Origin of the sequence: Plantactinospora sp. GCM10030261, assembly GCF_042666615.1 — a bacterium.
Taxonomy (GTDB): Bacteria; Actinomycetota; Actinomycetes; order Mycobacteriales; family Micromonosporaceae; genus KBS50.
Genome location: NZ_JBHTDD010000014.1, coordinates 77,310 through 99,191, shown reverse-complemented (window position 1 = coordinate 99,191; position 21,882 = coordinate 77,310). Strand labels below are relative to the sequence as shown.

The 21,882-nt window shown below is 71.1% G+C and carries 20 protein-coding genes; 8 read left to right on the top strand and 12 right to left on the bottom strand.

Annotated features, from left to right (window positions below; all coding sequences use genetic code 11):
* Positions 1–128 precede the first annotated feature (128 nt).
* Positions 129–1,355, top strand: coding sequence for an MFS transporter (locus tag ACFQUZ_RS18140; protein WP_377443609.1), 1,227 nt, complete (start codon positions 129–131; stop codon positions 1,353–1,355).
* Positions 1,356–1,535: 180 nt separating this feature from the next.
* Here the strand turns inward: ACFQUZ_RS18140 and ACFQUZ_RS18135 are convergent, their stop codons facing one another.
* From ACFQUZ_RS18135 to ACFQUZ_RS18110, 6 genes are all read right to left on the bottom strand, one after another.
* Entirely contained in the window at positions 1,536–2,189 is a 654-nt protein-coding gene (locus tag ACFQUZ_RS18135; RefSeq protein ID WP_377443608.1) for an O-methyltransferase, read from the bottom strand.
* Positions 2,186–2,902: a Maf family protein gene (locus ACFQUZ_RS18130; protein ID WP_377443606.1), complete on the bottom strand. Its 717-nt coding sequence runs from the start codon at positions 2,900–2,902 to the stop codon at positions 2,186–2,188. Before ACFQUZ_RS18130 ends, ACFQUZ_RS18135 begins: the two co-directional genes overlap by 4 nt.
* A 92-nt stretch (positions 2,903–2,994) precedes the next feature.
* The gene (gene mycP / locus ACFQUZ_RS18125) at positions 2,995–4,149 is read right to left on the bottom strand and encodes a type VII secretion-associated serine protease mycosin (protein WP_377443751.1); all 1,155 of its coding nucleotides are present in this window, start codon (positions 4,147–4,149) and stop codon (positions 2,995–2,997) included.
* Positions 4,149–5,417, bottom strand: a complete 1,269-nt coding sequence (locus ACFQUZ_RS18120; protein ID WP_377443604.1) for a hypothetical protein — start codon at positions 5,415–5,417, stop codon at positions 4,149–4,151. The genes mycP and ACFQUZ_RS18120 overlap by 1 nt, the downstream gene beginning before the upstream one ends.
* Complete coding sequence (locus ACFQUZ_RS18115; protein ID WP_377443602.1) at positions 5,410–5,817, bottom strand: hypothetical protein; 408 nt, start codon at positions 5,815–5,817, stop codon at positions 5,410–5,412. Before ACFQUZ_RS18115 ends, ACFQUZ_RS18120 begins: the two co-directional genes overlap by 8 nt.
* 76 nt (positions 5,818–5,893) lie before the next feature.
* Positions 5,894–6,103, bottom strand: a complete 210-nt coding sequence (locus ACFQUZ_RS18110; RefSeq protein WP_377443600.1) for an acyl-CoA carboxylase subunit epsilon — start codon at positions 6,101–6,103, stop codon at positions 5,894–5,896.
* 91 nt (positions 6,104–6,194) lie between these two features.
* Here ACFQUZ_RS18110 and ACFQUZ_RS18105 point away from each other — a divergent pair, with 91 nt between their 5' ends.
* Entirely contained in the window at positions 6,195–8,612 is a 2,418-nt protein-coding gene (locus ACFQUZ_RS18105) for a protein kinase (protein WP_377443598.1), read from the top strand.
* A 75-nt stretch (positions 8,613–8,687) separates the two neighbouring features.
* Positions 8,688–8,942, top strand: a complete 255-nt coding sequence (locus tag ACFQUZ_RS18100) for a hypothetical protein (protein ID WP_377443596.1) — start codon at positions 8,688–8,690, stop codon at positions 8,940–8,942.
* 115 nt (positions 8,943–9,057) lie between these two features.
* Here the strand turns inward: ACFQUZ_RS18100 and ACFQUZ_RS18095 are convergent, their stop codons facing one another.
* The 3 genes from ACFQUZ_RS18095 to ACFQUZ_RS18085 all read right to left on the bottom strand — a co-directional run bounded on the left by ACFQUZ_RS18095 (position 9,058) and on the right by ACFQUZ_RS18085 (position 12,351).
* Complete coding sequence (locus tag ACFQUZ_RS18095) at positions 9,058–10,323, bottom strand: D-alanyl-D-alanine carboxypeptidase family protein (RefSeq protein WP_377443594.1); 1,266 nt, start codon at positions 10,321–10,323, stop codon at positions 9,058–9,060.
* A gap of 283 nt (positions 10,324–10,606) precedes the next feature.
* Positions 10,607–11,794 carry a CU044_5270 family protein gene (locus ACFQUZ_RS18090; RefSeq protein ID WP_377443592.1) on the bottom strand — a complete coding sequence of 396 codons (1,188 nt, stop codon included), beginning with the start codon at positions 11,792–11,794 and terminating at the stop codon, positions 10,607–10,609.
* Positions 11,791–12,351, bottom strand: coding sequence for an RNA polymerase sigma factor (locus ACFQUZ_RS18085; RefSeq protein WP_377443590.1), 561 nt, complete (start codon positions 12,349–12,351; stop codon positions 11,791–11,793). Before ACFQUZ_RS18085 ends, ACFQUZ_RS18090 begins: the two co-directional genes overlap by 4 nt.
* A 221-nt stretch (positions 12,352–12,572) precedes the next feature.
* Here ACFQUZ_RS18085 and ACFQUZ_RS18080 point away from each other — a divergent pair, with 221 nt between their 5' ends.
* A complete protein-coding gene (locus ACFQUZ_RS18080) occupies positions 12,573–13,313 on the top strand; it encodes a M50 family metallopeptidase (RefSeq protein ID WP_377443588.1) in 741 nt (246 codons plus the stop codon).
* Between the two features lie 27 nt (positions 13,314–13,340).
* Here ACFQUZ_RS18080 and ACFQUZ_RS18075 read toward each other — a convergent pair whose 3' ends face one another.
* Positions 13,341–14,930, bottom strand: a complete 1,590-nt coding sequence (locus ACFQUZ_RS18075; RefSeq protein ID WP_377443586.1) for an acyl-CoA carboxylase subunit beta — start codon at positions 14,928–14,930, stop codon at positions 13,341–13,343.
* Positions 14,931–15,217: 287 nt separating this feature from the next.
* Between ACFQUZ_RS18075 and ACFQUZ_RS18070 the strand changes: the two genes are divergently transcribed.
* Complete coding sequence (locus ACFQUZ_RS18070; protein WP_377443584.1) at positions 15,218–16,150, top strand: biotin--[acetyl-CoA-carboxylase] ligase; 933 nt, start codon at positions 15,218–15,220, stop codon at positions 16,148–16,150.
* Between the two features lie 62 nt (positions 16,151–16,212).
* Here the strand turns inward: ACFQUZ_RS18070 and ACFQUZ_RS18065 are convergent, their stop codons facing one another.
* Positions 16,213–16,851 carry a GtrA family protein gene (locus ACFQUZ_RS18065; RefSeq protein WP_377443582.1) on the bottom strand — a complete coding sequence of 213 codons (639 nt, stop codon included), beginning with the start codon at positions 16,849–16,851 and terminating at the stop codon, positions 16,213–16,215.
* 71 nt (positions 16,852–16,922) lie between these two features.
* Positions 16,923–17,462: a GtrA family protein gene (locus ACFQUZ_RS18060; RefSeq protein ID WP_377443581.1), complete on the bottom strand. Its 540-nt coding sequence runs from the start codon at positions 17,460–17,462 to the stop codon at positions 16,923–16,925.
* A gap of 411 nt (positions 17,463–17,873) precedes the next feature.
* On the opposite strand from ACFQUZ_RS18060, the gene ACFQUZ_RS18055 reads away from it, so the two are divergent.
* Genes ACFQUZ_RS18055 through ACFQUZ_RS18045 form a run of 3 tightly spaced genes read left to right on the top strand, consistent with a single transcriptional unit; the run spans position 17,874 to position 21,857 of the window.
* Positions 17,874–19,754: a phosphoenolpyruvate carboxykinase (GTP) gene (locus ACFQUZ_RS18055; protein ID WP_377443579.1), complete on the top strand. Its 1,881-nt coding sequence runs from the start codon at positions 17,874–17,876 to the stop codon at positions 19,752–19,754.
* 37 nt (positions 19,755–19,791) lie between these two features.
* The gene (locus ACFQUZ_RS18050) at positions 19,792–20,682 is read left to right on the top strand and encodes a hypothetical protein (protein WP_377443577.1); all 891 of its coding nucleotides are present in this window, start codon (positions 19,792–19,794) and stop codon (positions 20,680–20,682) included.
* The gene (locus ACFQUZ_RS18045; RefSeq protein ID WP_377443575.1) at positions 20,682–21,857 is read left to right on the top strand and encodes an NAD(P)/FAD-dependent oxidoreductase; all 1,176 of its coding nucleotides are present in this window, start codon (positions 20,682–20,684) and stop codon (positions 21,855–21,857) included. Before ACFQUZ_RS18050 ends, ACFQUZ_RS18045 begins: the two co-directional genes overlap by 1 nt.
* The last annotated feature ends 25 nt before the right edge of the window (positions 21,858–21,882 follow it).

Genomic DNA, 21,882 nt, shown 5'->3' with positions numbered 1-21,882 from the left:
CCGCGCAGCGTCCGTCGCCTCCGCGCCGCTGCTCGCCCGGGTCTCCGGCATCGCGGCCAGCGGCGCCTCGCTGACGATCCGCTCACATCGGAGGGTGGGCACGGCTTCGCCACTTGTAGCGTCGGGCCGTGCCCCGCCTCGTCCACGACCGGACCACCTGGTTGGCCTACGCCCAACTCGGCGTCTGGGGTTACTTCCTCTACGGCTTCGGCCCCGTGGTGCCGTTGCTGCGCGACGAACAGGGCACCACGGCCGCCGTCGCGGGCCTGCACAGCACCGCCATCGCGGCCGGTGCGTTGCTCGGCGGATTCCTCTTCGCGCCGCTGGTCAACCGCCTCGGCCGGGGCGGCACCGGCTGGCTCGGCCTGGCCGGTGTCATGGTGGGCGTGGTCGCGCTGACCGCGCTGCGACCGCTGCCGGCCACGCTGACCTCGGTGGCCGTGACAGCCACCTTCGGAATGCTGGTGGTCAACGGAGTGGTCGCCACCCTCGCCAGCCGCCACGGACCGGCCGCGCCGGCCGCGATCAGCGAGGCCAACGCCGCCTGCGCGGGCATGGGGCTCCTCGCCCCGCTGGTCGTCGGGATCACCGTCGGCACCGGCCCGGGCTGGCGGGCGGCGATCGCCGTCGAGGTCGGGCTCATCGTGGCGGTCGCGCTGGTCGCCCGCGTTTTCCGGGTACGCCCCCCGCGGCCCGCCCCCGCTGTCGCGGCTGCCGCCGGCAACCCGCCGGCGTCCGCCCCCGCTGTCGCGGCTGTCGCCGGCAACCCGCCGGGCCGGTTGCCCCGGCCGTACTGGATCGCTTGGCTGCTCATGTCCGCCACCGGCTCCATCGAGGTGTGCCTGTCCCTGTGGGCGGCGCTGGAACTACGGGACAACGCGAGCATGTCGCCCGGCGGCGCATCCGCGGCGCTGTCCGCGATCGTCGGCGGGATGTTCCTCGGCCGGTTATTGGGCGGCCGGGTCGCGCTTCGGGTGGCACCGGTCCCGCTGCTGTTGGCGGCCCTGCTGGTGTCGCTGTCCGGGTTCGCCCTGTTCTGGACGGCCCCGTCGGCCGGGGTGGCGGTGGCCGGGCTGCTGGTGCTCGGCCTGGGCAACGCGCTGCATTACCCGCTGGCCATCGCCATCGCCATGGCCAGCGCCAAAGATCACGCCGACCGGGCCGCCGGTTACGCGTCGTACTCGATGGCGGTGGGGTTCGGTCTCGCCCCGGTGCTCCTCGGCGGGATAGCCGACGCCGTCGGGGTACACCTGGCGTTCCTGCTGCTGCCGGTCTTCATCGTGGCCGCGGCGCTGCTGGCCGGGCGGCTGCGCCGGATACCGCGACCGGCGGTCGCCGGGTCGCCGGTTGGCTGATCCACCGGCGCGGACGGCCCCTGTGGTCCGCTGGCGCGGACGGCCGGCTGATCTGCTGGCGCGGACGGCCCCTGTGGTCCGCTGGCGCGGACGGCCGGCTGATCTGCTGGTCAGCGCAACGCCTCGCGGCGCCTCATCCGGCAGACGTCGCCTGCTTCGGCGATGTCGCCTCACCCGGCGTCAGCGCCGACGGGCCAGCGTCATCCCGTCGGCGACCGGGAGCATCACCGCCTCGACCCGGTCGTCCCGGGCCACCGCGTCGTTGAAGTCGGAGATCACCCGGTCGGACTCGTCCTGTGGCGCCAGCACCCGGCCGCCGCGGAACACGTTGTCGACGCCGATCAGTCCGCCGGGACGCATCCGCGGCACCAGTTCAGCCCAGTACGCCGGGTAGCCGACCTTGTCGGCGTCGATGAACGCCAGGTCCAGATGCGGCTCGGTGGGCAACGCCCGCAGTGTCTCCAGGGCCGGCGCGATCCGCAGGTCGATACGGTCCTCGACACCGGCCCGTCGCCAGTACCGTCGGGCGATCGCGGTGTACTCGTCGGAGATGTCGCAACAGATCAGCCGGCCGTCCGCAGGCAGGGCGCGGGCGATGGCCAGCGCGGAGGTGCCGGTGAAGGTGCCAACCTCCACCGCGGTACGCGCTCCCACCAGACGGGTCAGGAAACCGAGCAGCGCCGCCTGTTCCGGGGACACCTGCATCTCGGCGTTCTCCGGCAAAACCGCGCGCGTCTCCGCGTACAGTTCCCGGGCCACCTCGTCAGGCGCCGAACCGTGCGCGACAAGATAGGAATGCAACTCGTCGGTGATGGGGACGGATCTGGTCGTCATGAGGGAACCGTAGCGCCGTCCTGAGCACGCATGGGTACCCCCGTCCACAGGTCGCTGACCCGAAGCCCGAAGTCGGCCAGCAAGGCGCGCAGCATGGGCAACGACAGGCCGATCACGGTGCCGGGATCGCCCTCGATCCGCTCGACGAACGGACCGCCGAGGCCGTCGATGCAGAATGCCCCGGCCACCTCAAGCGGCTCGCCGGTCGCCACGTACGCTGCGATCTCGGCGTCGTCCAGATCGCCGAAGTGCACCGTCGTCGCGGCGACCGCCTCCGCCCGGGCACCCGCCGGGTCGATCATGCAGTGGCCGGTGTAGAGAACCCCGCTGCGGCCTCGCATCGCGGCCCAGCGGCGGAACGCCTCCTCCGGGCTGGCCGGCTTACCGAGCACCTCACCGTCGAAGGCGAGCACCGAGTCACAGCCCAACACCAGGGTGCGGTACAGACCGTCGGCGCCCTCGTCACCGGCTCGCCCGGCGAGTGGCGTCCGGCCCTCGGCCCCCCATCCGGGGCGACTGATCCGCTCCACCACGGCCTCGGCCTTGAGCCTGGCGAGCTGGAGGCACAGGCGGTCCGGCTGGGACGTCACCACCTGCGACTCGTCGACGCCGCTGACAATGACCTCGGGGTCGATCCCGGCGGCACGCAGCAGCTTTCGGCGGGCCGGGCTGGCGGAGGCGAGCACGAAGCGGAGCGGGCTGGCATCAGGCACCCGCCCAACATACCGGCGGCCGGGCCGGCGCCGTCGCCGCGGTCGATCCGCCGCACGTGGTGCATGCCCCGTCCGGGACCGTGGTGCGATCCCTACCGGGCGTCGTCGTCGGGGGACCGTCGGCGCAGTCGGGGCACGAACAGGACCAGCGCCACCGCGACCGAGAGCAGCGCGGCCACCGAGACCACGATCCCGGTGAGAACCCGTTCGCCGGTGTCCCGCCGCGGTTCCCGCGCCGCGACGGACGGGCTGCCGGCGGTCGGGCTGTTTGCGTCGGGCGTCGGGTCCGCCGACCCGGAAGGCGCCAGCGGCGGTACGTCGGCGGTCAGCGCGGCCAGCAGGTTCAGCTCCCCGTAGCCGTACTCGGGGTCACGGCCCGGCAACCCGCGGTCGGTGGCGGTCGCGGTGAGCCGATGCACCACCTCGGCCGCCGACAGATCGGGAAACCGGCTGCGCACCAGGGCCGCCGCGCCGGCCACGATCGCGGTGGCGTCCGAGGTGCCGGTGCCCCGGCGGTACCTGCCGTCCCGACTGGTGCTGTAGATATCCACCCCGGGCGCGACAAGAGCCAACTGCGGACCGGTGACCGAGATCGACGCGCGGTTTCCGTTCCGGTCCGACGCCCCCACCGCCACCACACCCTCGTACGACGCAGGAAACCCCACGCTAGTGCTGTTGGGCCGATTACCAGCGGCAGCAACCACCACCGCATCAGCCTTGATTGCCGTATCCAGGGCTCTTATCTCTTCTACAGAAGACCCACCACCGAATGGCATGCAGATCACTTCGGTAACCCGTAGCGCAGCAATATTGATGGAGGTAGCCACCGCCTTCGAATCAGTAGTTTCTTCGCCAGCTGCTTCGGTATACCGGAGCGACAGGACTTTCGCCCCGGGCGCCACGCCTAGGGCGCCGGTGCCGGGTCCCCGTCCGTGGGCGGCGATCAGTCCGGCCATCCCGGTCCCGTGTCCGTCCGCGTCCTGCCGGCCGTCGCCGGTGCCGCCCGGGAACGTCTCCCGTCCGGGGAGCACGTTGTCGCGCAGGTCCGGGTGAGGATCCACGCCGGTGTCGATGACTGCGACGGTCACCCCGGCCCCGGTGCTGATCCGGTGGGCCTCCGCCACCCGCAGGTAGCGCAGGTGCCACTGGTCGTCGCGGATCCGGTCCGCCCGAGCCGGGGCGGCCGGGAGTACGATGAGCGCGGACGCACAGAGGGCAGCAATCAGCCGCCGGCCGCGCTCTCGGATCACTGGTCGAGGCCGATCGCCGGCCCCGGGTCAGCCCGCCTTGGCTCGGGAGGTGGATGGATCACCGGCGGCACCCCGCTCGCGGTCCGCCATTGGCGACTCGGACCCGAGCGCTGCCCGTCCGAACCGAGCGCGGCTGGGGGATACCCGAGCGGTGTAGGCGGGGAGCTGGACGGTCGACCAGCGGGCGTCGGGACCGTCGGACTGCCTAGAACGCCGCCAACCGGGTTGACCTGCCGGGCAGGGGCGGTCCCCGCGACCTGGGGGACTCCGCTGATCACGCCACCGGGCGGCAGCGCGCGGCCGGGACCGGAGCCCTCGCCGGCCGGCGTCCGCAGTGGGCCCGGCATCAACGACCCGACGGAGGGAGGTGTAACCACTGGTCGACTGCCTGTGGCGGGCGGCACGACCTGCGGCGGTACGACGGGAAGCTCATGGTTCATCGACGGCGCCGGGATGAACGGCCCGGAACTTGCCAGTCCGTAAGCACGTACCGAGCCTGTCATCATCGCGGGTTCGGACGCTCCAGTTAGAACTGGGCCGGAGCCTGGCGGGGTAGCCAGCCCGGCGGCGGTGACGGGCGCCTTGGCCGACCTCTGCGCGCCGGTCGGTACGGGCACTATCGGTGGTATGGACGGCGGCTCTGATTCGCCGTAAACGTCCGGGTTGGCTACATCGAATGACGGCCGTCTGTTGTACGTCGGAGGTTGGCGGATCTGGGACCGTGCCTGAGTCAGCTCACCACTGAGCGCGATCATCACATTCCGGGCCCGGTCGTTGAGTTGTTCCACCTCCGCCTCGGTCACCGGCGCCGGTCGCCAGGGGTGGTATCCGATGGCGGCCAACTCGGCCCGCTGCCGTTCGTACGTCTCCCGGGCGTGCCGCATCTCGACGTACTCCTGATGGATCTTCTCAAGCCTGTCGCGCGAGGCGGCGATGGCGCCGGTGGTGGCGGCGAGCACCGTGTAGTTGGCGCTGGCCACCTCGGCGGTCCGCGTCACGCTCTCGATGAGGTGGTCGAGCCGGGTCAGGTAGGCCCGCGCCGCCGGGCTTCGCTCCGGCGACCAGGCCCGCGCCACCGCCTCCCGGTATGACCGCAACCGGCCGACGTGCGACGAGGCCAACTCGGCGGTCCTGCGCCAGCCGGCCACCTGCCGCCACTGGGCGTCGGTCCGCTGGGGCTCCAGGATGCGCCACATCGACGGTACGTCGTGCCGGCTCCAGTCGGTGCCGGCCCGACGCTCTACCCCGGCGTCGAACTCACTCATCGACCGGCACCCGGGCCACGGCGGTGCGGTCCAACGCGGATTCCACGTCCCGGACCCGGGCGGCGGCGAACGCGTCGGTGCCGGCGTACCGCTGGCTGATCTCGCTGGCGGCGAGGGCGAACCCGCCGGTGGCGTCGCGGAAGGCGTACGCGTTGTTCGTGGTGTTGACCTGGGCGACGCGGTGCTCGTCGAGGAATGCGCACAGTTCCGGGAAGTCTGCCGACGGGGCCGGGATGTCGACCGCGACATCGTCGTCGATGACGGCCAGGTGCGGCTGGTAGTTCTGTCGTACCTCGTTGTCCAGCGCTGCCGCGAGCTGCGTCATCTCGCGGATGTCGGCCTCGATGCCGGTCAGGTCGCGCAGCCAGGCCGGCGGCCGATCCTCGTCTGGTGTCGCCACGGACTCCTCCCCGCTGTGACGGTGCGCTGTCCCAGCGTGAGGTTAGTCCGTGAGTGTCGGTTCCGGCAGCCCCGACTCAGCTCGGGAGCCCGGAGCGCCGCCAACCGTCCCGGCCGGCGGTGACGGCGGTACGCGGCAGGGCGCTGCGCCGCCACGCGGACGGCGCCGCAGGTGTCGCCGCGGCGACCGGACGGGACCGGGCCACCAGCACCCCGACCAGCGCCGCCACCTCGGCTGCCGTGGGGGTGCCGCGAACCACGCGGAACAGGGGTTCTTGCTCAGCCATTCCGTGAGGGTAGCGTGGGTGGCGCGCACCACGATTTGTCCATGGCGTGCCGCCGGTGTAGGGCGGGACACGGCCGGGTACCGTCACCGGGATGTCCACGCCCCAGCCCCGTCTTGTCGCCGACCGCTACCGGCTGCTCGAGCCGCTCGGTCAGGGCGGCATGGGCCGCGTCTGGAAGGCCCGGGACGAGGTGCTGCACCGGGACGTGGCCATCAAGGAACTGGTCCCGCCGCCCGGCCTCACCGACGACGAACGCCGCGAGATGCGGGAACGGTCGCTGCGTGAGGCGCGGGCGATCGCCCGGCTCAACCACATAAACGTGGTACGCGTCTTCGACGTTCTGCGCACCGACGCCGACCCGTGGATCGTCATGGAGTACGTCGCCTCCCGGTCGCTGCATGACGTGCTGACCAAGGACGGGCCGGTGTCGGTGGACCGGGGCATCGACATCGGGCTCGGCGTGCTCGGCGCGTTGAAGGCGGCGCACAAGGCCGGCGTGATGCACCGTGACGTCAAGCCCGGCAACGTGCTGCTCGGCGACGACGGCCGGGTGGTGCTCACCGACTTCGGCCTGGCCACGGTGCCGGGCGATCCGAACGTGACGCGTACCGGCCTGGTGCTCGGTTCGCCCGCGTACATCGCGCCGGAACGCGCGAAGGACGGCACCGCCGGGCCGCGCTCCGACCTCTGGTCGTTGGGCGCCACGCTGTACGCGGCAGTGGAGGGGCAGTCGCCGTTCGCCCGGTCGTCGGCCATCGCGACGCTCGCGGCGTTGGCCACCGAGCCGGTGCCGCCGCCGCGCAACGCCGGTCCGCTGAAGGGTGTGCTGGCCGGGCTGCTGCGCAAGGACCCGGAACAGCGGATGACCGCCGAGGAGGCGGAGAAGCAGCTCCGCCGGCTCGTCCACAGGCGAAACCGGGGCGGGTTGTCGCTGCTGGACGGCGTACGCCGGGGTGGGTCGCGGTCGGCCGCGCTGCCGAGCCAGCGGTCGGCGGGGGACCAGGCGGGTTCCGGGTGGTCGGGCCGCGGCGGCAGTTCGGGTCCGGCACGCGGTGCCGCCGCCGTGGGTGGCGCGGCGGCCGGTGGCGCCGTGGCCGGTTCCGCCGCCGCTGGTGGCGCGGCTGCCGGTGGCGCGGCGGTGGCCAAGGCGAAGGCTTCGGTGCCGACCAGAATCGATGCGCCGGGGAAGGCCGACTCACCGGCCAAGACCGATGCCCCGACCAAGGCGGATGCGCCGCCCGCGGACGCTGGCTCGATCAATCCACCTGCTTCGGACGGTGCCGCCAAGGCGGAGCCAATCCCGGGCGCCGGGAAGAGCGCCGCTGGCGCGGTGGGCGCCAGCGCCCCGGAGGGCGCCGCCGGCGAGAACGCCGCGCGGGCCCCAGCCGAGCCGGACGTCGACGCCGGTCCGGATGCCACCGCGACGGATGCCGAGGCCGTGCCGGAGGTCCATGCCGCGACAGGTGGCACCGCGGCGGATGCCGAGACGGCGCCGGAGGCCGAGCCGATCCCCGGGGCCGGGCGTAAGGACGCGGCGGCACCGGCCGAGACGGGCGACGTCGACGCCGAGGGAATCGCCCCGGCGAATGAACCGCCGAACCGCGTCGTCGGGCACGGCGCCGCGGCGGGTGGAGCCGCCGGTACGGTTGCCGAGCCGGCGGCCGTACCCGATGAGGCAGCGCCTGGCACGGCGCCGACGCGGACCGACGGCACCCCGGTGGACGGCACCCGGGTCGACGGTGTCCCCGTGCGCGGTCGGGCGCCGATCACGACGCCGCCGCCCGCTCCCGCCCGGTCCCTGCCGGGTAGCCGACGGGCCTGGTTGATCGGCGTGGGGCTGGCGGCCCTGTTGCTCGTGGTGCTCGTGGCGGTGCCGCTCGCTCGGGACGCGGCCGACGATGATGGCCGGGCGGCCGGCCCCAGCGGGGCGGCGTCGGTATCACCGGCCGGTTCCGCACCGGCCGGCACACCATCGGCGGCGCCCAGCGCCGCGCCGACATCCGCCGCACCCACGCCGAGCGCGGCACCGCCATCCGGCCCGCCGCCGCTGCCCGCCGGCTGGTCCCTGCATTCGGATCCCACCGGGTTCAAGGTGCCGGTCCCCAACGGCTGGCGGGTGTACCGGGGAAGAACCTCGGTCAGCTTCAGCGAACCGAACGGCCAGCGTCTCCTGCTCATCGACCAGCGACGGGATCCGCAACCCGACCCGGTCGCCGACTGGAAGAGCCAGGAAAGCGCCCGACGCGCCAGGGTCCAGAACTATCAGCGGGTCGGCGAGATCCACGCCGTGGACTACTGGGACAAGTGTGCCGACTGGGAGTGGCTGGAGACCCAGGACGGGGTCCGCATGCACGTCCGCAACCGGGGCTTCGTGACGGCCAAGGACCAGGCGTACGCGATCCGGTGGGAGGTTCCCGCAGCCGCCTGGCAGCAGAACCTGGAAAACTTCGACATCATCGCCAACGGTTTCATTCCGCGCGGCAAGAGCAGCGGCTTCGTCCCGGGTTAGGGCTGACTGGCCGATCAGGCATGGCTCGGGGCCGATCTGGGTACTTCTCCCCGCACGACGGGAGGGAGGTACGACATGAGTCTCCGACGGCGGGCGAACAAGACGAGGGTCGCGCTGTGGATGCTCGTCGCGATCGGCGACGTGCTGCTGATCCTGGCCGGCATCGGCATGGCCGCGCTGGTCGCGGTGCTGAGTGTCGTGACCGTGGCCGTCGCCGCGGTGGGCGCGTCGCTGCTGCTGCGGCGGCAGGCGGCGACCCGGAGCGTCATCACGACGCCGACGGCGGGTGCGGGGTCCGGGTTGCCGGGCATGGCACGCCGGAAGGCATGAATCCACGATGACGGCATAGCGGCCGCAGGACCAGTCACCTACCGGCGGATCCGGTGGTGCCCGATCCCGCGGCCGCCATGCCGCTGGGTGGCCGACTCCTCGGCCGCCATGATGCTCAGTAGTGGTGGCGGACCCGGTCCCAGACGCTCGGCGGTCGCAGGCCGGCAGCGGCGCGCAGCGGCGTGCTGGCCAACTCTCCGGCGCCGCTCACCGCGAGCCGACCGTACTCGGTGTCGGCCGCGATCCCCGTCGGCACGGGTGGGATCTGGGCGTCGAGCCGGACCCGCAGACCCGGCCACCCCACCACGACGACCTTCTCCACGGCGTTGATCGTGGTGCTGCCGGTGCCCTCCGGACCGCGTACCGTGCCGACGGGCGCGCCGGCTTCGACAAGTGTGTGGACGGAGAGCGCGGACACCGTCGACCGCAGCAGCGACCGGGTCGCCGCGAACGTCCGGTCGAGCTGCACCGGAGTGTTGGCACCCGGCTGACCCAGCACCGCACCGACTATGTTGACGTCGCGGCCACCGACGGTGACCATCGCCGCGAACACGAGACAGCCGCCGGCCTCGTCGGTGGAGCCGGTCTTGATGCCCACCACGCCGTTCCGGCCGACCAGCTCGTTGTAGTTGTGGACGGTGCCCGCCACCGGCAGGGTGGCCCGCTTCTGCTTGACGATCTCCGCGAACGCCGGCAACGCCATCGCCTTGTTCGCCAGGATCACCTGATCCCGGGCGGTGCTCACGGTGTCGGGGTCAAGGCCGGGTGAGTCGGCGTACCGGGTGCCGGTCATCCCCAACCGGGCGGCGGTGGCGTTCATCTTCTCGACGAATGCGGCCTCGCTGCCGGCGTCCCACTCGGCGAGGACCCGCGCGACGTTGTTCGCCGACGGCAGCATCAGCGCCTGCAACGCCTGCCGTTCGGTGAGTTTCTCGCCGGCCCGCACCTCGACAAGTGATTCGCCCCGGGCCAGCTCCGTCGGGTACGCGGCTGCCCGCTCGGCACTTACCGTCAATGTCGGCCCCGCCTCCCCGACGTCGAGGGGATGCTCGGTGAGGATGACGTAGGCGGTCATCACCTTCGCCACGCTCCCGATCGGCAGCGGTTGGGATCCGCCGGAGGCGCCGAGCGTCCCGAGCCCGTTGACCGTGATCATCGCCTGACCCGAGCGCGGCCAGGGCAGTCGCGGTGCCGTGCCGGGGATTGTCATCGACGTGGGCACGGTCAACTCCACCGTCGGGGCTGGCGGCGGGTTCCGCAGGGGAGCTACGGCGTACAACCCGCCGAGGAGCAGCAAAACCAGCAGGCAGCAGGTCAGTCCCCAGACCAGACCCCGCCGACGCTGTCGGGCGGGACCTGCCTGCACCGCGGGGAACTGCACGGTAGGGTCCTCCGTCGGACCGTACATCGCTTTCCTTTCCGGGACGGGAACGCGGCGCGGCGGCGGTCCGGCCGGTGCCATCGGGCGGTACCTCCACCATTGTCTTCCTCGACAGGTTGGAGTCTTCGCGCACCGGCGCACCGGCCAGAGCCAGCGAACGAGCGTGGTCAGCGGGGATGCCGCGGTTATCGGCCGATGGCGGCTACGAGGTACGCGGTGGCCTCGGCGATGAGTGCCTGATCATACCCGGTGTCCCTGGTGGCCTGCCGCGACATGATCGAGATCAGCCCATGGCGTCGGCAGTCGGTGGGCTGTCGTTGGTGCTTCCCGCTTCCAATACCAGGTCATACGAGCACAGCGCACCCGGCGCCATCCACGAACAATCGCCACCCGGCTCGCCGCCCGGGTCCACCACGCGGATCTCCCGGGCCAGGGCTCGTCCGGTGTTCGGGTCGACAATCAGACGTACCTCAAGGCCGTTGCCTGGACGGGTGGCCCCCGCGAACGCAACTGCCTGCCCACGTCGGCCACGCATGTCATCAACGACTCCCAGCCCGCGCACCCCTGGCATCGCTGCGAGCATGCGATATGCGGCGGCGCGGACCTCGTTGCTGACCGGCAGGTCCATCACCAGGGAGCCGGCGACGGTGAACAGCCACTCGTCGCCGGTGTTCGTGTCGGCCTCTCCTCCGTCGAAGAAGCGGCTGAGCAGTGCGTCACGGAGAGCGGCCGGATCGGTCGGCAGCGCGTCGAGTTGTGCCTGCGAGACGCTTCGGTCGCCAAGCGCGAAGTGGTTCGCCGGGTCGACCTTCCAGCCCTCGACCTTGCCCGAGGCGATCTTCAGGTCGTGTGGCTTCGGCTTTGTGACCTTCATGATGGCCGGGGAACCGTTTCGGCGCCAGCGGGCCGCATCGGTGGGTGTGACGGGCGCGGCGCCGAGCGGCTGCGAGAATGCCCAACTGCTGTCAGCGCTGGAGCGGGCCAGCCAATACTGGTCGCCGATCTTCTCGAACATGGTGTATGTGCCCTCGGCGGCCTCGACCGGTACCGCGTAGCCGCGCTCCTGTTGCATGGTCAGATAGCGCCCGCCGGCCTGCGGCGCCTTTTCGCTGCTTTCGGCTGCCACGAGCAACAACCGCTTGTGGTCCATCGGCGCATCCGAGCCGGGTGACGCGACGCCGGATGCGGCGTCGGGTGCGGCGTCGGGTGCACTGCGCGGCGCGGCGCCTGGTCCGGCGACAGCCACGACGACGACGGCTGCTGCGATCGCCCCCACCGTTCCGAGGAAAGCCACACGTAGCGGCCTGGGCCTGCGGATCTGGCCGAGCGCGGCGTGCCCTTCGGCGGCCGGATCGTTGGCCATGATGTCGACAACGGCCTGTGCGGTGTGCTCGCCTCGGTTGGGCGGTGCGTCCAGTCGTGCCGGCCGGGCCTTGGCAAGCAGGTCCATTACATCTGGTGATCGGCTCATCTGGTCGACTCCTTCGGTATGAGCGTGGCGGTGGGGCGAGGCAGTTCCACTTCGACGGCGGCAGCCATGGCGTCCTTGAGGTGACGCCGGGCGCGGTGCAGGCGCACGTAGTACGTCGCTGTAGAACAACCGAGGACCCGAGCCGCGTGCCGGGCCGCCAGCCCTTGCCAGGCAACCAGCGTCAACAGCTCGCGGTCGTCGTCGGACAATTGGGCCAGAGCGTTGAGCACCTCGGCCCGCTCGGCGACGCCGTCTGCCACGTCGGCGACGGACAACTCCTCCTCGCTGATCCACGCGCGCATCTCAGCAGCGGCGGCCTTCTGCCGTTCCTCCGCGCGGTATCGCTCACCTACGACATTGCGGGCGACAGCAAGCAGCCACGGCAGGGGCGTTGCCTTCGGCAGTGCCGGCATCCGCCGCCACGCCACCAGGAACGTCTCGGCGACGACATCATCGGCCAGGTGGCGGCCGGCGCGCGTGACGGCGTACGCATACACCTGCCGGTAGTGCGCCTGATACACGGCGGTAAATCGGTCATCCGGTTCGGGTTCTGGCACTGGCTTCGGCCCTCCCTGTCAAGGTGTCTCCGTCAACAGGAAATGACTCCCGCACGCCACTTCTTACAGCGGTCGCCACCCCGACCTGATCGCACCCCGAGTGACCTGACGGGCGAGCAGTGGGCGGTGGTCGGACGCATCTCCTTAGCGCCGTGCCGCCGTCCGGGGTCGCGGCAGCCGACGAGGCGGAGAGGGCCGGCCGGCGCGTAGGCTGGCGCCTTGTGTCGATCGACTCGCTGACGGATCTCTGGGCCGAACTCTTCGGGGCGCAACCCGATCCGCCGCCGCTGCTGGTCCTGGTCACCGGGTTGGTGGCGCTCGCCGTGGTGGTGACCCGACTGCCGTGGCGGATCGGTCGCAACGCGATCACGATCGCGCACGAGGGTGGGCACGCGCTGGTAGCGCTTCTCACGGGCCGCAAACTGCGCGGCATCCGGCTGCATTCGGACACCTCGGGACTGACGCTCTCGGCCGGCCGACCGAGCGGTCCCGGCATGGTGTTCACGCTGCTCGCCGGCTACATCACCCCGTCGCTGCTGGGTCTCGGCGGCGCCTGGCTGCTCGGCGGCAACCGGATCACGCTGCTGCTCTGGGTGGCGGTGGCGTTGCTGCTCGCCATGCTCGTGATGATCCGTAACCTGTTCGGCATCGTCTCGATCGTGGTCACCGGCGGGGTGGTGTTCGCGGTGTCCTGGTTCGCGTCGCCCGAGGTGCAGGCCGTGTTCGCGTACACCGCGGTGTGGTTCCTGCTGATCGGTGGGGTGCGCCCGATCGGGGAGCTGCAGTCGCTGCGCCGGCGGGGCCGGCAGCCGCAGTCGGACGCCGATCAGCTCGCCTGGGTGACGCCGCTGCCGGCGCTGTTCTGGGTGACCCTGTTCGGAGCGGTGACGCTGGCCGCGCTGGTGGTCGGCGGGGGGCTGCTGGCCGGGCCGATCCTGACCGAGCTGGGGATCACCGCCTGAGATAAGGGACCCGCGAGGGGCTGTCGCTCACAACGGGATGTTGCCGTGCTTCTTCGGCGGCAGGGTCTCCCGCTTCGTCCGCAGCACCCGCAGCGCGCGGACGATCTGCGGGCGCGTCTCGTGCGGCGGGATCACCGAGTCGACATAGCCTCGCTCGGCCGCGACGTACGGGTTCGCCAGCGTGTCCTCGTACTCCGTGATCCGTTCGGCGCGGACGGCGGCCGGATCGTCGGCGGCGGCCAGCTCCGCCCGGTACAGGATGTTGACCGCACCCTGGGCCCCCATCACCGCGATCTGCGCGGTGGGCCAGGCGAAGTTCAGGTCCGCTCCGAGGTGCTTCGAACCCATCACGTCGTACGCGCCGCCGTAAGCCTTCCGGGTGATGACCGTGACCTTGGGAACGGTGGCTTCGGCGTACGCGTAGATGAGCTTCGCCCCGCGCCGGATGATGCCGTCCCACTCCTGGTCGGTGCCGGGCAGGAAGCCGGGCACGTCCACGAAGGTCAGCACCGGGATGTTGAAGGCGTCGCAGGTGCGCACGAACCGGGCCGCCTTCTCCGAGGCCCCGATGTCCAGGCAGCCGGCGAAGTGCATCGGCTGGTTGGCCACCACCCCCACGGGGCGGCCCTCCACCCGGCCGAAGCCGACCACGATGTTCTGCGCGTACAGGGGCTGGACCTCAAGGAACTCGCCGTCGTCGAGAACGTGCTCAAGCACCCGGTGGATGTCGTACGGCTGGTTGGCCGAGTCGGGGATCAGGGCGTCGAGTTCCCGGTCCTCGTCGGTCACGTCGAGGTCTGCCGGGGCGTCGAAGACCGGAGGCTCGTCCAGGTTGTTCGCCGGCAGGTACGCGAGCAGGGCCTTCACGTAGTCGATCGCGTCCTCCTCGTCGGCGGCGAGGTAGTGCGCGTTGCCGCTCTTGGCGTTGTGGGTGCGCGCCCCGCCGAGGTCCTCCATCGCCACGTCCTCACCGGTGACCGTCTTGATCACGTCGGGGCCGGTGATGAACATGTGCGAGGTCTGGTCCACCATCACGGTGAAGTCGGTGACGGCGGGGGAGTAGACGGCGCCGCCCGCGCACGGGCCCATGACCAGCGAGATCTGCGGGATGACCCCGGATGCGCGCACGTTGCGGAAGAAGATCTCGCCATACAGACCGAGACTGACCACACCCTCCTGGATGCGGGCGCCGCCGGAGTCGTTGATCCCGACCACCGGGCAACCGATCTTCATGGCGAGGTCCATCACCTTGACGATCTTCTCCCCGAACACCTCGCCGAGGGAGCCGCCGAAGACGGTGAAGTCCTGGGCGAACACGCAGACCTGGCGGCCGTCGACAGTGCCGTAACCGGTGACCACGCCGTCGCCGTAGGGGCGGGTCCGGTCCAGTCCGAAGTTGGTCGACCGGTGCCGGGCCAACTCGTCCAGCTCGACGAAGGAACCCTCGTCGAGCAGCATCTCGATGCGTTCCCGGGCGGTTTTCTTGCCGCGCGCGTGCTGCTTGTCCACTGCCCGGGCCGAGCCGGCGTGTACCGCCTCGTCGATCCGACGGTCCAGGTCCGCCAGCTTGCCGGCGGTGGTGTGGATGTTGACCTCGGTCTCGGTCCCACTAGTCACGCCAGGGATCGTAACGATGGTTCAGTCCGCTGTTCACCCGCGGGCCTCGAACATCACACCAATCCTTCCCGCCCCCTTGCTCGACCTCTGCCCACCCCCTTGATCGACCCCTGCCACCCCCTTGATCGACACTATGTCGGCGAAGTAGGTGGTTTGGAGACGCCCCGACACCCCAACTTCGCCGACATCGCGTCGATCAAGGCGTGTTTTGGGATAAACGCGCGCCGGCATCGGCCGCCCGCGCCGGGTCCGACCGGGTCCGGGTTCGCGGACCGTACGCTGGCCGGATGGCCGGATCCCCGTACACCGATCTTGACCGCCCGCCGCTGGACGGGCGGCGGCTGGGGCGCGCGTTGACCGCTCCGGCGGGTCCGTGGCGCCGGTTCGAACTGGTGGCGGAGACCGGGTCCACAAACGCGGACGTCGCCGCGGCGGCCCGGGCCGGCGAGCCGGCCGGGTACGTGCTGGTGGCTGAGCGGCAGAGCGCCGGTCGCGGGCGGCGCGGCCGGTCCTGGGAATCGCCGGCCAGGGCCGGCCTCGCGACAAGTGTCCTGCTTCGGCCAGGGCTGGCCGAGCCGGAACGGGATTGGCCGGCGGCGCCGTCATCCGTCTGGGGCTGGTTGCCGTTGCTCGCTGGCGTGGCGTTGGTCGAGACCGTGACCCGGGTGGCCGAGTTGGACGCCGTGCTCAAGTGGCCTAACGATCTGTTGCTCGGGGACGCGAAGTGCGCCGGCATCCTGGCCGAAGCCGTCCCCGCCGCGCCGGCTGGTCCACCCGTGGCCGCCGCGCCGCTGGCTGGTCCACCCGCGGCAGCCGCCTCGTCGGCTGGCCCACCCGCGATCGTGCTTGGCGTTGGGCTGAACGTGACGCTCCGGGCGGGCGAGCTGCCGGCCAACCCCACCGGAATGCCGGCGACGTCGTTGGCTCTGGCCGGGGCCGTGGCCACCGATCGTGACCCGCTGTTGCGGGAGCTGCTGCGGAGGCTGGCCGCCTGGTACGACCGGTGGCGGTCGGTCGGCGGCGACCCCGAGGAGTGCGGTCTGCGTTCGGCGTACCTGCGGTGTTGCGCGACCGTCGGGCGCGAGGTGCGGGTGCTGCTACCCGGTGGGGCGGAGGTGCGCGGGACGGCCAGCACGGTGGACGGCGACGGCCGGCTTGTGGTCAACACCGGGGGGACTGATCACGCGATCCCCGCGGGCGACGTCCTGCACCTGCGCTGACCGCGACACCCGCGTCACCGGAACCCCGCGCCGTCGAAATCACCGAACCGCGCGTGCCGTCGTCACCGTCTCGGTACGTGGCCGGTGCCGTGCAGTTCCGCGTCGATGCCGGCCCGCAGTTCGGCCTCCACCGGGTCGGGGTGCTGGGGGAAGCCATTCAGCTGCCGCTCCTCGCGGGCCGCTTCGTCCTCCTGCTCCTCCAGCTCGATGACCTCGGCGACCGGGTCCAACTCGGCACTCACGTGGTGCTCGGGGTGGGCGCCGGCGGGGTGCGGCCGGAAGACGAAGGTGCGATAGGCCCAGAACCGGAAGGCCGTGCCGAACACCAGGCCGACCGTCTTGGCTACGTTCAGTGCCAGCAGGCTGGTGATGCCGAAGCCGTATTTGATCGCGGCCAGCATGCTCAGTTCGATTGCCAGGCCGGTCGCATTGAACAGGAAGAACAACGCGTACTCGCGCCGCATCGTCGATTTCGGCCGGTCCCGGTACGTCCAATGCCGATTCATCAGGTACGACGTGAAGGTGGCGACGACGGTGGCGATCACAGTGGCCTTGAGCTGGCCATCCCTGAATACGGTGAGTGCCAACGCGTTGAACACGGCGTAATTGATGACGGTGTTGACGCCACCGACGAGGCCGAATTTCAGCGCCTCGTTGATGAATTTCTGCCAGCGGTCGGGCAGCATGCGGACAAGACGCATTCGGGACACCTTACGGCAGATGGCCTCTCGGTTACGACCCGAGCGGCGAGTTTGGGTGGTGACTCACGCCGTCAATCACTCTTGGTAACTACGTCAGGGGCGTCCGGTGCCGCGCGACCCACGAAGACGAACCGACGGTACGACCAGAACCGGAAGGTGCTGGCCATGGCGACGCCGACCAGGTTGGCCGAGATGTTGTCCGCCAGCGGGGTCTTGAAGACGGCGGGCCATACGCTGCCCAGGCCGTAGTGGCTCACGGCGAGGCAGGCCAGGGCGATGCCGAGGCCGACCGCGTTGAAGAAGAAGTAGAGCGAGTACTCCCGGGCCATGCTGGAACGCTCGCGGTGCCGCCACGTCCAGAACCGGTTGCCGACGAACGCGACGGTCGCGGCGACGACCGTGGCGATCGTCTTGCCGGCCAGTTGCTCGACGCCCAATACGTAAACCAGCAGATTGAACAGCGCCAGGTCGATGACGAAGGCCACGCCGCCCACCGCGCCGAACTTGCCGAGCTCGTGCACGAGATGCCCAAAGCGGTGCCAGAGCCGGCGGAACAGGCCCTGCTTGGCCCCCGACGGGGTGGGCTGGTCGCCGGTCACGGTCGCGGACACGACGTCGAGCGTACCGGGTGGTGGCGCGACGCAACGCCCACAACGGCGAGCGCGACGGCGAGTCGCGTCAGGGTCCGGGGCGCGCAGTCCTCGGTGCGGTGGATAAGCGCTCAGTGAGCGACGCGTCACCGATAGCCATCCTGACGGTTGTGATGCTGCTGGGGCTGCGCGGAAAGATTTGCGTGAAACTGCGCGGGGAAGCGTCGAAAAGATCGTGGGATGGCACCGATGCCGATGCTTGTGCACTTCTTCACAATCGGTCCCGCTGCTTCCAAGGGTTAGTCGGTTTACGCTGACGGGAACTCCCAGGTGCTACACGGCGACGCGGTTCCGCTCTCATCGCGCGGTCCCGTGGGGCCGACGTTCTCGCACCCCTCATATCGGTCAGCGTCGACCACAAGGAGAAACGTCATGGCTGCTCCGGCTACGATCCGGGGTCTGGATCAGGCTCCGACCTCCCATCCCAAGCTGCTCGCCTGGGTCCGTGAAGTCGCGGAACTGACCACCCCCGACGAAGTGGTCTGGGTCGACGGCTCGGATGAGGAGTGGGAACGGCTCACCAATGAACTTGTCGAGGCCGGGACACTGATTCGCCTCAATCCCGACAAGAAGCCCAATTCTTTCTATGCGCGGACAGACCCGTCGGACGTGGCCAGGGTCGAGGAGCGCACCTTCATCTGCTCGGTCGACGAGGCCGACGCGGGGCCCACAAACAACTGGATGGACCCGGCCGAGATGAAGGAGACGATGACGGCGCTGTACCGCGGCTGCATGCGCGGTCGCACCATGTACGTCATCCCGTTCGTGATGGGGCCGCTCGAGGCCGAGCAGCCGATGTTCGGCGTGGAGATCACGGACAGCCCGTACGTGGTCGCCTCGATGCGGATCATGACCCGGATGGGCGCCAAGGTGCTCGCCGGGATGGGCAACGACGCCGACTTCGTCCACGCCCTGCACTCGATCGGCGCCCCACTGGAGCCGGGCCAGCCGGATGTGGCCTGGCCGTGCAACCAGACCAAGTACATCTCGCACTTCCCGGAGACCCGGGAGATCTGGTCCTTCGGCTCCGGGTACGGCGGTAACTCGCTGCTCGGCAAGAAGTGCTACTCCCTGCGGATCGCCAGCGTGATGGCCCGGGACGAGGGTTGGCTGGCCGAGCACATGCTGATCATGAAGCTGACGTCGCCCGAGGGCCGGGTGCACTACATCGCCGGTGCCTTCCCGTCCGCGTGCGGCAAGACCAACCTGGCAATGCTCGACCCGACCCTGGAGGGCTGGAAGGTCGAGACGATCGGTGACGACATCGCCTGGATGAAGTTCGGTTCCGACGGCCGGCTCTACGCGGTGAACCCGGAGTACGGCCTGTTCGGGGTGGCCCCGGGGACGGACTGGAAGACCAACGCCAACGCGATGCGCACCCTGGACCGGGGCAACTCCGTGTTCACGAACGTGGCGCTTACCGACGACGGGGACATCTGGTGGGAGGGCATGGGGGAGCCACCGGCCCACCTCACCGACTGGAAGGGCCGCGACTGGACGCCGGACAGCGGCGAACTGTCGTCGCACGCCAACAGCCGGTTCTGCACCCCGATCAAGCAGTGCCCGATCGTGGCCGACGAGTACGAGGACCCGAACGGCGTGCCGATCGACGCGATCCTGTTCGGCGGCCGCCGCAAGGACACCGTCCCGCTGGTCACCGAGGCCCGGGACTGGGTGCACGGCGTCTACATGGGAGCGACGCTCTCCTCGGAGACCACCGCTGCGGCCTCCGGCCAGGTCGGCGTCGTCCGCCGCGACCCGATGGCCATGCTGCCGTTCATCGGTTACCACGGCGGTGACTACTTCCAGCACTGGATCGAGATGGGCAAGGGCGCCAGCGGCGACGAGGCGAAGCTGCCCAAGATCTTCTACGTGAACTGGTTCCGCAAGGACGCCGACGGCAACTTCCTCTGGCCCGGTTTCGGCGAGAACTCCCGGGTTCTCAAGTGGATCGTCGAGCGGATCGAGGGTCGTGGCGAGGCCGTGGAAACCCCGATCGGTCACGTTCCGGCGCCGGGCGCGCTGGACACCACCGGTCTCGACGGGTTCACCGAGGAGGACATGCGCATCGCGACAAAGGTCGACGTCGACGAGTGGCGCTCCGAGATCCCGCTGGTCACCGAGTGGTTCGAGAAGTTCGGCGACAAGCTGCCGGCCGTGCTCTGGGCGGAGTTGGACGCGCTGAAGGCCCGGCTGGACGCCGAGGCGCAGCGGGTCGGCGCCGAGCCGGTCAGTCAGGATCAGGCCAGGTAACGTGCGTGCCCGACCCCGCTCGGGCACAATTCGGCACATGACGACGGCCGCCGGGACCCAGCTCCGGCGGCCGTCGGCCGTTCGCGTCCTGACTCCGCTGCTGGCCACGACCGCCGTGGCCGGCGTCGTGGTCGAGCTGCTCAATTTCCGGTACGCCCCGGAGCCCGGCTACACCCTCGGGGTACGCACCGGGTGGGCGGTCCTCCGCTCGCTCGGCTTCCTCGTGTTGATCTGGCATGTCCGGCGCGGTCGCGCGGCGGCCAGGCCCTTCGGACTGATCCTCACGATCACCACGATCTTCGCCGTCGGGCGGCTGGTGGTGCCCCGCGAGGGGACCCCGCCGTTGCCCGGCGTCATCGGGTTCGCGATCCTGACCGCCCTGTGCGCGGCCGTGCTCTGGCTGCTGTACCGGTCACCGGCGGTGCGCGGGTACCTGGTCCGGCACCCGCGGCAGCTGATCTTCGACCGGACCGGGTTGTCCTGGCAGGAGCGGGTGCCGCGCCGTCCGCCCGTGACCGGCTGGCTGCTCACCGCAAGGGTCGCCGCGTTCACCTACAGCCCGTTGATGCTGGTGCCCTGCCTCGTCGCGGTCGGCCAGGTGTTCGACGGGCGGATCGACGCGGTGCCGCTGCTGGGCGCCTGGTTCGTCGCCGGGCTGGCCACCTCGTACCTCGTGTTGTTCTGCACGTTCTTCCTGCTCCGCGGCCGGCCCTGGGCGGCCCGCCTGCTGGTCGGCGTGACGTTTGTCGTACTCCTGGTGGACCTGCCGTTGTGCTGGGTGCTGCTCGGGCCGGACGGCCTGGTCCGCGACGGCGGCCCGTTGGTCGTCGCGGCGGCGATCACCTGCTACGGGCTGTGGCGAGGCCGCCGGGCGGTCGTCGGCGCGCCGGACGCCCGGGACGCCGCGGTCGGGGGGCGGGTGGGCTGATGGACGTCGTGGACGTGGCGGTGATCGGCGCCGGTCCGGCCGGGTCGGCCGCGGCGCTCGCCGCCCGGCGGTCGGGCGCGTCGGTGGTCCTGCTGGACCGCGCCGACTTCCCCCGGGACAAGCCGTGCGGTGACGGGATCGCCGCGCACGCGCTGGACGTGCTGGCCGAGCTGGGCGTACCGGATCCGGTCGCCGGATTCGCCCCGGTTCCCGCGTTGCGGCTGGTCGGTCCGGGCGGCGGCGAGGTGGTCCGGGCGCTGCCCCGGCCGGCGTACACGGTGCCGCGCCGGGTCTTCGACGCCCGGCTGGTCGCCGCGGCGGTGGCGGCCGGTGCGACGTTGCGCCGGCACACCCTGCGGCGGTTGGACATCCGCCCCGACCTCGTGGTGCTGGACGGGACGCTGGCGGCGCGGGCGGTGGTGGGCGCCGACGGCGCCGGCTCGACGGTCCGCCGGGCACTCGGGTTCGGCGTCAACCCGGACCGGCATCTGGCCCTGGCGATCCGTGGGTACGCCCCGAGCGGCCGTGGTCCGGTGGAGCAACGCATCGTGACCTCCGGACCGCGCTGGCCGGCGTACGCCTGGATGTTCCCGGTGGGGTGGTCGGGCCCGGCGGCGGACCGGCCGCCCGGGTTGTGCGGCGCCGACGGCGGCGGGAACGTCGGGTACGGGGAGGTGCTGCGCGGTCAGCCGCTCACCCGGGCACACCTGCTCGCCCGGCTGGCGGATCTGCTGCCGGACCTGGACCCGGCCGCGGTAACCGGGTTGCGGGCGCACCACCTGCCGTTGTCCACCCACCGGCCGGAGCCGGGCCGGGGTCGGGTGGTGCTGGCCGGCGACGCGCTGTCACTGATCAACCCGTTCACCGGGGAGGGAATCTTCTACGCGGTGCTGTCCGGGTCGCTGGCCGGGACCGCCGCGGCGGGCGCCCCGGACCGGGCTGCCGAACAGTACCGGACAGCTCTGCGTCACCGGCTCGGGCGGCACCTGCGGCACAGTTCGGCGGCCGCCGGGCTGGCCCGCCGGCGGGCGGTGGTCGATGCCGCGGTGTACGCCGCTCGGCGGGATGCCCGGGTTTTCGGGACGGTGGCCGAGCTGGGTCTGGGGGAGGGGCTGCTGGACGCGCGGACGTTGACCCGGATCGGCCTGGGACTGTTGGCGCGCGCCGGACGGTGACCTCGACGTGTGTCGAACGCCTGTC